Below are 8134 nucleotides of genomic sequence, written 5' to 3'. Positions count from 1 at the left end.
GTGGTTCGCCGTCAGAAGCGTGGTTCACAAGCCCTCGTCTGACGGCGAGCCGCGCGGATGCCGTCAGCCTCGCCCAACACCCGCATGCCGACTGGCGTCAGCCAGACGCGCTCCCCCACCGCAGGCGCCGTGGCGCCGACCGGGATCTCCGCCACGAGGCCGCTCTCGCTCTCGACCCGCACCCGTCCCGCGTGCACCGACACGGCGCTCACCCGGCTGCGCACCGCACCCGACGTGGTGGACAGCGTCACCTCCTGCGGGACGACGATCCCGAAAGCCCTGGCGCCGTCGCGGATCTCACCGTCTCCGACCGCGGGAAGCACCGCGTCTCCGACTACCAGTGCCCCGTCGGTCCATCGCCCTTCGACGACGCTGTAGCCGGCCAGCACCGCGCTGAACGGATGCCCCGGCGCGGCGGCGAGTTCGGCGGGCGTCGCCGCTTCGACCACCGCGCCCTCGTCCAGCACGAGGCATCGGCTCGCAAGCTGCCAGGCGTCGGTCAGCTCATGTGTCACCAGCAGTCCGGTGGTGCCGGTCCGGGCGAGCTCGTCGGCGAGCATCCGCCGGATCGCCGGGGCGCTCTCGGCGTCCAGCGCGGCGAACGGCTCGTCGAGCAGCAGCGCTTCGGGTTCGGCGGCCAGTGCGCGGGCGATCGCGACCCGCTGCTGCTGCCCGCCGGAGAGCCGATTCGGCTTCCAGGCTCCGACGTCCGGCAGGCCGATCCGTTCCAGCCAGCCGGCCGCGACCGCACGAGCCTCCCGACGCGACCGGCCCTGCGCGCGCGGCCCGAAGGCGAGGTTCTCCGCGACGGTCAGGTGCGGGAACAATCGGGACTTCTGTTCCAGCAGCGCGATTCGACGGCGCTCCGGCGGGACGTGCACGCGGCGGTCGTGCTCGTGACCGTCGAGCAGCCGGTCGCCCAGACGGATCTCGCCGTCGGCCATTCCGACGAGCCCGGCGACCGCGCCCAGGACGGTGGACTTGCCGGCACCGTTCGGTCCGAGGATCGCCAGGCACTCACCGCCGGGCACCACGAAGTCCGCCGCGACAGTGAACCCGGAGCGCCGGACCTCGATGCGCGCCGCGAGCCGCTCGCCGCTCATCGGACCGCGTCCTGACGCCACGACCGCAGCCCGAGCACGATCACCGCGGTGCTCACCAGCAGCAGCAACGACAACGCGACCGCCGAGTCCTGAGTGACGCCGACGCCGTTGAACGCGGTGTAGATCGCGAGCGGCATGGTGCGAGTGACGCCCGGCGAATTTCCCGCGAACAGCGCCGTCGCCCCGAACTCGCCGAGGGCGCGGGCGAACGCCAGCGCCGCGCCCGCGGTCAGACCGGGCAGCACGAGCGGCAGGGTGATCCGGCCGAGTACGCGCCACCGGCCCGCACCGAGGGTGGCCGCGATCTGCTCGTAGCCGTCGCCCGCCGTCCGCAGTGCGCCTTCGACCGCGATCACGAAGAACGGCATCGCGACGAATGACTGGGCCACCACCACTGCGGCCGTCGTGTACGGCAGGCTGTAGCCCGTGGCCTCGAAGAGCGGCTCGCCGATCAGCCCCGAACGCCCCAGCAGCGCGAGCAGCGCCAGTCCGCCGACCATCGGCGGCAGGACGAGCGGTATCAGCACGACCGCCCGCAGCACCGACGCCCAGCGCTGCGGGGCCCGCGCGATCACCACCGCCAGCGGAGTCCCGATCGCTACGCAGACCGCGGTGGCACAGGCCGCCGTGCTGAGTGAGAGCCAGAGCGCCGTGAGCGACGCGGACGAGAACAGGTCTGCGCCGATTGTCTCCCAGTGCACTCGCGTGAGGAGACCGATGATCGGCGCCACCAGCAGTGCCAGGGCGATCAGTGCGGGAACGTAGAGCGCCGTCGGCAGCCGCGACGCGGTCATGGCGATCCGAAGCCGTACTCCGCCAGGATCTTCTGGCCGGCAGGCGACAGCACGAACTGTTCGAAGGCGACGGCGGCCTCGGGCGACGGCGCCTTCTTCGACACCGCGATCGGATAGCGATTGACCGCGGCCGTCACGTCGGCGGGCGTGATGCCGGTCAGCTTGTCGCCCGCGGCGGCGACGTCGGTCTTGTAGACCAGGCCCGCGTCCGCCTCGCCGGCCTCGACTCGATTGACCACCGAGGTCACGTTGGTCTCCTCGCTCACCGGGTGCACCGTGACGCCGGCGGCGTCGAGCAGCTTCTTCGACGCCTTGCCGCACGGCACCTCGGGTGCGCAGAGGACCGTGCTCACATCGGATCTGGCGAGATCGGCCAGGGTGGTGATGTGCTTCGGGTTACCCGGTGCCACCGCGATCTGCAGCGTGTTGGTTGCGAAGACGGTCCCGTGGTCGGTGATGCCCGCGTCGGTGACCGGCTTGAGGCTGGACTGGTCGGCGAAGGCGATGACGTCGACGTCGGCGCCCTCGACGATCTGGGTGGCGAGCGCCTGCGAACCGTCGTACACGATCGGCGCCACCGAGTACTCCGGGTGCGCCGCGGTGAACTGTTCGGCGAGCTCGTCGAACGAACCTTGAAGGGAGGCCGCGGCGAAGATCTTGACTGGAGCGGCGCCGCTCGCGGCGGCCTGCTCGTCGCTGCCGCATCCGGCGACCAGCAGGGTCAGGGCCAGCAGGCCCGCGATCAGTCTCTTCATCGACTTCCTTCGGCTCTCTTCGGCGTCTCGACCACCACGGTGGTCGCCTTGACGGTGGCGGTCGCCCGCGACCCGACCTCGAGCCCGAGTTCGCGGACGGCTTCGGTGGACATCAGGGACACCACCCGGTGCGGTCCGCACCGCATCTCGACCTGACTCATCACCGGATCGGACAGGACGCGGGTGACGATGCCGACGAACCGGTTGCGGGCGCTGGTGGCCCGGCCCACGGGGTCGTGAGCGTCGGCCTCCGCCGAGTCGAGATACCTCGCCAGGTCGGCGCCGTCGACGGTCGCGCGGCCGGACTCGTCCGTCCCGGCCGCGATCCGTCCCCGATCGATCCACCGGCGGAGCGTGTCGTCGCTGACGCCCAGCAGCTCGGCGGCGTCGCGTATCCGAAATTCGGTCATATCTAGTGAATCTATCCGTAAACACGGCACATTTCTCGGTATGCATACGCAAATGCGTCCGCGCCGGGTTCGACGCGGACATCCGCACCCGGGACCCTTGTGCGAGTCGAGGCACTAGGCTGACGGCATGCGATCTGCCGCAAAGCAATCCGAGGTCCGACGGTGATCACCATCGACGAGCACCGCGCCCGGATTCTCGCGTCCGTATCCCGCTCGACGGCCACCGAGCGGTCGGTTCATCGGTCCGCGGGCTTCGTGCTCGCCGACGACGTGGTCAGTCGATGGCCGGTTCCGCTCTTCGACAATTCGGCGATGGACGGTTACGCGGTGCGTCGTGCCGACGCCGTCGAAGGCGCGATCCTGCGAGTGGTTGCGGACGTCCCCGCGGGATGTGCGGACGATCCGTCGTTCGGTCCCGGCGAAGCCGTCCGGATCATGACCGGCGCTCCGGTGCCGGCCGACGCCGACGCGATCGTCCCGCTCGAGCACACCGACCTCGGCACGGAGGTCCGCGCCACCCCACCCGAGTCGATCACCGTCACGGTGGCGCCGAAGCCGCACGCGCACATCCGCCGGGCAGGCGAGGACGCGGCGGCGGGCTCGGTCGCGGTGCGGGCGGGCACGGTGCTCGGACCGTGGCAGCTGTCCGCGATCGCCTCCGCAGGCCATGACCGGATCCCCGTCGTCGCACGTCCGCGTGTCGCGGTGATCTCCACCGGCTCCGAGCTCGTCGAACCGTCCGATACCCCGCAACGCGGGCAGATCCCGGAGTCGAACTCCGTCCTGCTGGCCGCGGCGATCGTCGACGCCGGCGCCGAAGTCGGCTGGACGGCGACCGTCCGCGACGACGAGGAGGCCCTCGTCGCGACCCTCGCCGACGCCGACGTCGATGCGATCGTTCTCACCGGCGGTGCGAGTGTCGGTTCGTTCGACGTCGTGAAGGCCGTCCTCAACGGCACCGGCAGCATCGAGTTCACCACCGTCGCGATGCAGCCCGGCAAACCCCAGGGCTTCGGCCTCACCGAGGCCGGCGTTCCGGTGTTCTGCCTGCCCGGCAATCCGGTCAGCGTCGCGGTCTCGTTCGAGATGTTCGTCCGTCCGGCACTTCGCACCATGGCCGGACATCCGACCATAGATCGCCCGCGGTCGGTACGGCGTGCGGCGACCGGTTGGCGCAGTCGTGCCGACCGCGTCCAGGTCCTGCCCGTGACGGTCGACGAGCACACCGTCCGGCCGGCGGCCCCCGGCGGCAGCGGCTCGCACCTGGTGACCTCGCTCGCCGAGGCGACCGCGCTGGCAGTGGTGCCCGCCGAGGTGATCGAAGTCTTCGAAGGAGATCCCGTGACCGTGATGGAGCTGCGATGACCCAGCCGTTCACCCACCTCGACACGGCCGGGCAGGCCCGGATGGTCGACGTCACCGAGAAAGCCCCGACGGTGCGCAGTGCCACCGCAGAGGGCTTCGTGCGGTGCAGCGCGCCGATCGTCACCGCGTTGCGCGACGGGACCGTGCCCAAGGGCGACGTCCTCGCCGTCGCCCGGATCGCCGGAATCGCCGCAGCCAAGCGGACTCCCGAGCTCCTGCCGCTGGCCCACGTGATCGGCGTGCACGGCGCCGCCGTCGACCTGGCGATCACCGACGACGGGGTCAGCGTCTCGGCGACCGTCCGGACCGCGGACCGGACCGGCGTCGAGATGGAGGCGCTCACCGCCGTGAGCGTGGCCGCGCTCGCCCTCGTCGACATGGTCAAAGGCCTCGACAAGTCGGTGGAGATCGAGAACGTACGACTGCTGCGCAAGACCGGCGGCAAGAGCGGCGACTGGGTGCGATGACCGCGGCCATCGTGCTCGCGGGCGGTCGTGCCACCCGGATGGGCGGCGTCGACAAGGCCGCCGTCGACATCGCGGGGCGGTCGTTGATCGACATCGTCTACGAGGCGGTGGCCGACGCACACCCGGTGATCGTGGTCGGACCGGAGTCCCTCGAACGCCCCGGCGTCCGGGTCATCCGCGAGGATCCGCCGTTCGGCGGGCCGGTCGCCGGCCTGGCCGCAGCCCTTGCGGCGATCGACACCGACGAGGTGTGGCTGCTCGCCTGCGACCTGCCGCGGGCGTCGGCGATTGTCGCGCAGTTGCGTGAGGTCCCGCTCGCGGCCGCCGACGACGCGGTGATCCTGGAAGACGCCGACGGTCGCGCCCAGTGGCTCGCCGGCCGTTATCGAGCGGGCGCCCTGCGGCGTGCGCTCGCACGACTTCCGGAGGTCCGAGACGCATCGATGCGCGCACTCGTCGGCGGCCTCGCGCTGCGCTCGGTCGTCGACCGGGCGGGCGCGACAATCGACCTGGACACCTGGGACGATGTGGAGAACTATCGGGCCGTGACGGCCCGGCCGAGCAGTCTGGAGGACGAATCGTGAGCACCTATCCACCCGGTCTGGACCGGTGGGCCGATGAGCTCGCTCCGGCGCTGGGACTGTCGCAGGCCGACGTGCCCACCGAGGTCCTCCTCGACGTGACGCGCGACGTCGCCCACGCGGTACTGCGTCCCGCCGGGCCGATCACGACGTACCTGATCGGCCTCGCGGTGGCGAACGGGATGAGCGTCGAGGACGCCGCCGCTCGCGTGCACGAGCTGGTGAAGGCGAAAGAGGCCGGATGATCATCCGGTACTTCGCGGGCGCCGCCGAAGCGGCGGGCCGCAAGGAACAGACGGTCGACGGCGAACTCACCGTCGGCGACTTGAAGGAACTGCTCTCCGGTGCGCTGGGGCCGGAGTTCGCCCGAGTGCTGACCTGCTGCTCGGTCCTGGTCGACGGAACGCGAGCGACCGACGAGACCTTCGCAGGCTCGGGCGCGACAGTCGACGTCCTCCCTCCCTTCGCCGGCGGCTAGGCGTCGTTCACGTCTCACCCTCGTTCCTGATGACCACAGCCCCCACACAGAGGCTGGTCGAGTAACGAGGAACGAAGTGACGAGAGTATCGAGACCCCACACGACAACCGGGTCTCGATGCGCCTCGTCGCTACGCTCCTCGGCTTACTCGACCAACCTTGGGGCGGCCTGGGGCCACTCAACCCTCACGCTGAGACCAGCCTGGGGGCGGCCTGGGAACTATTCGACCAGCCTTGGCGTCAGCCGCCGATCGCGGACATCGGGCGGTCGGGCTGGAGGAAGCCGGGGTCGTCGATGCCATGGCCGGCGAGCTTGGCGGTCACCGAGGCGCGGATCGCGGCGGCGACGTCGTCGGTCGACGCACTCGAGCGCAGCAAGGACCGCAGGTCCGACTCGTCCCGCGCGAACAGGCAGTTGCGGAGCTGACCGTCGGCGGTGAGCCGAACGCGATCGCACGAGCCGCAGAACGGCGCGGTCACCGAGGCGATCACGCCGACCGTCGTCGGTCCGCCGTCGACGAAGTACAGCTGGGCCGGGTCGGAGCCTCGCCCGGCGCAGGCGTCGAGGGTGAACTCGGCCGACAGCACGTCAAGAATCGCTTCACCGGTGACCATCCGTACGCGCGACCAGATGTGCCCGGCGTCGAGCGGCATCTGTTCGATGAACCGAAGCTGCGCGTCGTGGTCCCGCGCGAAGTGCACGAGGTCGACGAGTTCGTCGTCGTTGGTCCCGTGCATCGCAACGGTGTTGATCTTCAGCGGACGGAGCCCGGTGGCCTGTGCGGCGGCGATGCCCTCGAGGACGTCGGTCAGCCGGTCTCGTCGCGTCAGTGTCGCGAAGCGGTCGGCGCGCAGCGTGTCGAGACTGATGTTGAAACGCTCCAGACCGGCCTCGGCCAGCGGCTCGGCGAGTCTCGCGAGCCCGATGCCGTTCGTGGTGATCGACACGCGGAGCGGTCCACGCTCGCCCTCGATCGCGGCGAGCCTGCGCACCACGTCGACCACGTCGGGCCGCAGGAGCGGCTCACCGCCGGTGAGCCGGATCTCGAGGATCCCGAGCGACGCGAAGACCACGGCGAGCGAGACGATCTCGTCGGACGTCAGCAGCTCCGGCCGGGGAATCCACGGGACCCCGTCCGCGGGCATGCAGTACGTGCAGCGCAGATTGCATCGGTCGGTGAGCGAGATCCGGAGGTCTCGGTGCACGCGGCCGAACTTGTCGACCAGCCCCTCCGACGACGCCGTCATGTCGCGACCGTTCCCAGGCCGACCCAGGTGTGCGAGCCGTCGCTCTCGATCTGCTTCTTCCACATCGGCAGCTCGGCCTTGACCCGCTCGACCAGCTGGCGGTCGACGTCGAACGCCTCGCCCCGATGCACCGACGACACCGCCGCGACGATCGCGACACCGCCGACGGGCAGCCGGCCGACACGATGACTGACCGCGATGCGCAGGTCCGGCCGGTCCACCTGTTCGACGATCGCGCGCAGGAAGCGCTCGGCGTCCGGATGAGCGCTGTACTCGAGCTCGACCACGCGTCCCCACGCGTCCGGATCATTGTCGCGGACGGTACCGACGAACACCGCGGTCGCTCCGGCGTCGTCGGCTGCGACGGCGTTCAGGTGCGCGGCGACGTCCAGGTCATGCTCGCTGATCGCACAGAGAACGATCATCAGTGATCGCCTCCGGCCGCCTGCGCGACGGCGTGGTCGGCGATCTGCAGGACCACCGGCACCCCATCCCGGACAGCGCCCGTCGAGCCCGCCAGATTCACCACGAGCGCACCGTTCCGCATCCCCGCCAGGCCCCGCGACAGCATCGCATGCGGGAGCGCCACGACGCCGACTCGGCGGATCTCCTCGGCCACCCCGGGCAGGACGCGGGACAGGAGTGGCTCGGTGGCCTCAGGAGTCACATCTCGCGGTCCGACGCCGGTGCCCCCGGTCGTGACGACCAGGCCGGCGCCGGCATCGACGACCTCGGTGATCACGCTCGCGATCGCATCCCGGTCGTCTGGCACGACGATCACCTCCGCCGTCCACCCGGACTCACCGAGCAACTCGGCCGCGAGCGGCCCGGAGACGTCCTCGCGGTCACCGGCGAACGACCGGTCCGACACGGTGATCACCGTCGCGCGCTTCTGATTCGGATCCACATGTTCGAGCCTGCCACGTCGGCGCCG

At 70.8% G+C, this 8134-nt stretch carries 12 protein-coding genes; 5 read left to right on the top strand and 7 right to left on the bottom strand.

Annotation, left to right across the window (positions count from 1 at the left end):
* Window positions 1-11: 11 nt before the first annotated feature.
* From SCNU_RS09595 to SCNU_RS09580, 4 genes are read right to left on the bottom strand one after another with little or no spacing between them, the layout of a single operon-like run.
* Entirely contained in the window at window positions 12-1103 is a 1092-nt protein-coding gene (locus SCNU_RS09595) for a sulfate/molybdate ABC transporter ATP-binding protein (protein ID WP_009679169.1), read from the bottom strand.
* The gene (locus SCNU_RS09590; protein WP_009679168.1) at window positions 1100-1897 is read right to left on the bottom strand and encodes an ABC transporter permease; all 798 of its coding nucleotides are present in this window, start codon (window positions 1895-1897) and stop codon (window positions 1100-1102) included. Before SCNU_RS09590 ends, SCNU_RS09595 begins: the two co-directional genes overlap by 4 nt.
* A complete protein-coding gene (gene modA, locus SCNU_RS09585) occupies window positions 1894-2652 on the bottom strand; it encodes a molybdate ABC transporter substrate-binding protein (protein ID WP_009679167.1) in 759 nt (252 codons plus the stop codon). Before modA ends, SCNU_RS09590 begins: the two co-directional genes overlap by 4 nt.
* The gene (locus SCNU_RS09580; protein WP_009679166.1) at window positions 2649-3062 is read right to left on the bottom strand and encodes a TOBE domain-containing protein; all 414 of its coding nucleotides are present in this window, start codon (window positions 3060-3062) and stop codon (window positions 2649-2651) included. The genes modA and SCNU_RS09580 overlap by 4 nt, the downstream gene beginning before the upstream one ends.
* Window positions 3063-3224: 162 nt before the next feature.
* Here SCNU_RS09580 and SCNU_RS09575 point away from each other — a divergent pair, with 162 nt between their 5' ends.
* From SCNU_RS09575 to SCNU_RS09555, 5 genes are read left to right on the top strand one after another with little or no spacing between them, the layout of a single operon-like run.
* A complete protein-coding gene (locus SCNU_RS09575) occupies window positions 3225-4427 on the top strand; it encodes a molybdopterin molybdotransferase MoeA (RefSeq protein WP_009679165.1) in 1203 nt (400 codons plus the stop codon).
* Window positions 4424-4894: a cyclic pyranopterin monophosphate synthase MoaC gene (gene moaC, locus SCNU_RS09570; protein ID WP_009679164.1), complete on the top strand. Its 471-nt coding sequence runs from the start codon at window positions 4424-4426 to the stop codon at window positions 4892-4894. The genes SCNU_RS09575 and moaC overlap by 4 nt, the downstream gene beginning before the upstream one ends.
* Window positions 4891-5478, top strand: a complete 588-nt coding sequence (gene mobA / locus SCNU_RS09565; RefSeq protein ID WP_009679163.1) for a molybdenum cofactor guanylyltransferase — start codon at window positions 4891-4893, stop codon at window positions 5476-5478. The genes moaC and mobA overlap by 4 nt, the downstream gene beginning before the upstream one ends.
* Window positions 5475-5720: a DUF6457 domain-containing protein gene (locus SCNU_RS09560; protein WP_009679162.1), complete on the top strand. Its 246-nt coding sequence runs from the start codon at window positions 5475-5477 to the stop codon at window positions 5718-5720. Before mobA ends, SCNU_RS09560 begins: the two co-directional genes overlap by 4 nt.
* Window positions 5717-5953 carry a MoaD/ThiS family protein gene (locus tag SCNU_RS09555; protein WP_009679161.1) on the top strand — a complete coding sequence of 79 codons (237 nt, stop codon included), beginning with the start codon at window positions 5717-5719 and terminating at the stop codon, window positions 5951-5953. The genes SCNU_RS09560 and SCNU_RS09555 overlap by 4 nt, the downstream gene beginning before the upstream one ends.
* 239 nt (window positions 5954-6192) lie before the next feature.
* On the opposite strand, the gene moaA is transcribed toward SCNU_RS09555, so the two are convergent.
* Genes moaA through SCNU_RS09540 form a run of 3 tightly spaced genes read right to left on the bottom strand, consistent with a single transcriptional unit; the run spans window position 6193 to window position 8107 of the window.
* The gene (gene moaA / locus SCNU_RS09550; RefSeq protein ID WP_009679160.1) at window positions 6193-7200 is read right to left on the bottom strand and encodes a GTP 3',8-cyclase MoaA; all 1008 of its coding nucleotides are present in this window, start codon (window positions 7198-7200) and stop codon (window positions 6193-6195) included.
* Window positions 7197-7625: a molybdenum cofactor biosynthesis protein MoaE gene (locus SCNU_RS09545; RefSeq protein WP_009679159.1), complete on the bottom strand. Its 429-nt coding sequence runs from the start codon at window positions 7623-7625 to the stop codon at window positions 7197-7199. The genes moaA and SCNU_RS09545 overlap by 4 nt, the downstream gene beginning before the upstream one ends.
* Window positions 7625-8107 carry a MogA/MoaB family molybdenum cofactor biosynthesis protein gene (locus tag SCNU_RS09540; RefSeq protein WP_009679158.1) on the bottom strand — a complete coding sequence of 161 codons (483 nt, stop codon included), beginning with the start codon at window positions 8105-8107 and terminating at the stop codon, window positions 7625-7627. The genes SCNU_RS09545 and SCNU_RS09540 overlap by 1 nt, the downstream gene beginning before the upstream one ends.
* Window positions 8108-8134: the final 27 nt, after the last annotated feature.

Source organism: Gordonia neofelifaecis NRRL B-59395 (assembly GCF_000192435.1).
Lineage (GTDB): Bacteria > Actinomycetota > Actinomycetes > Mycobacteriales > Mycobacteriaceae > Gordonia > Gordonia neofelifaecis.
Note: the sequence above shows the minus strand (reverse complement) of the source record. Positions and strands in the feature narration are given on the sequence as shown.

Excerpts from the sequence above, each read along its gene's own strand:
- SCNU_RS09595 (WP_009679169.1), bottom strand. The coding sequence starts at position 1,103 with ATGAGCGGCGAGCGGCTCGCGGCGCGCATCGAGGTCCGGCGCTCCGGG.
- SCNU_RS09590 (WP_009679168.1), bottom strand. The coding sequence starts at position 1,897 with ATGACCGCGTCGCGGCTGCCGACGGCGCTCTACGTTCCCGCACTGATC.
- modA (WP_009679167.1), bottom strand. The coding sequence starts at position 2,652 with ATGAAGAGACTGATCGCGGGCCTGCTGGCCCTGACCCTGCTGGTCGCC.
- SCNU_RS09580 (WP_009679166.1), bottom strand. The coding sequence starts at position 3,062 with ATGACCGAATTTCGGATACGCGACGCCGCCGAGCTGCTGGGCGTCAGC.
- moaC (WP_009679164.1), top strand. The coding sequence starts at position 4,424 with ATGACCCAGCCGTTCACCCACCTCGACACGGCCGGGCAGGCCCGGATG.
- mobA (WP_009679163.1), top strand. The coding sequence starts at position 4,891 with ATGACCGCGGCCATCGTGCTCGCGGGCGGTCGTGCCACCCGGATGGGC.
- SCNU_RS09555 (WP_009679161.1), top strand. The coding sequence starts at position 5,717 with ATGATCATCCGGTACTTCGCGGGCGCCGCCGAAGCGGCGGGCCGCAAG.
- moaA (WP_009679160.1), bottom strand. The coding sequence starts at position 7,200 with ATGACGGCGTCGTCGGAGGGGCTGGTCGACAAGTTCGGCCGCGTGCAC.
- SCNU_RS09545 (WP_009679159.1), bottom strand. The coding sequence starts at position 7,625 with ATGATCGTTCTCTGTGCGATCAGCGAGCATGACCTGGACGTCGCCGCG.